This window comes from Acinetobacter lwoffii (genome assembly GCF_052078135.1).
Classification (GTDB): Bacteria; Pseudomonadota; Gammaproteobacteria; order Pseudomonadales; family Moraxellaceae; genus Acinetobacter; species Acinetobacter lwoffii_Z.
In genome coordinates, this window is the sequence record NZ_JBQGUZ010000069.1 from 1 (window position 1) to 631 (window position 631).

Below are 631 nucleotides of genomic sequence, written 5' to 3' on the forward strand. Positions count from 1 at the left end.
GAGACCGAAAACCCTGTTGATTAGACACACTTCACCCTGAGGCTGACCATAATAAAATGACGATGCTTGTCCTTTACGTAGTGCACGCATGACTTCAATACCTTTAATTGTAGCATAAGCCGTCTTCATAGATTTGAATCCTAATGTGGCCCTGATGATCCGCTTTAACTTACCATGATCACATTCAATGACATTATTTTTATACTTAATCTGCCTGTGTTCAAGGTCTGGTGGACATTTTCCTTCTCGCTTTAATCGTGATAAAGCATGGCCATAGGTCGCTGCTTTATCTGTATTGATGACCCGTGGAATTTGCCATTTTTTCACCGTATTGAATATCTTTCCTAGAAAACTATAGGCTGATTTACTGTTCCGCCTAGCGGAAAGGTAAAAGTCAATCGTATGACCACGTTGATCAACTGCACGATACAGGTAAGTCCATCGCCCCTTCACTTTGATATAAGTCTCATCCATATGCCATGAATGTAAATCTGTAGGATTACGCCAATACCAGCGTAAGCGTTTTTCCATTTCTGGAGCATAACGCTGAACCCAACGATAAATTGTACTGTGATCCACATTTATGCCTCGTTCAGCGAGCATTTCTTGAAGTTCACGATAGCTGATGCCA

The 631-nt window shown here is 41.4% G+C and carries 1 protein-coding gene; it reads right to left on the reverse strand.

Features of this window, described 5'->3' with window-relative positions:
- A partial coding sequence (locus tag ACTL4S_RS16435) for an IS6 family transposase (RefSeq protein ID WP_441299683.1) occupies positions 1–631 on the reverse strand: 631 nt, incomplete at both ends.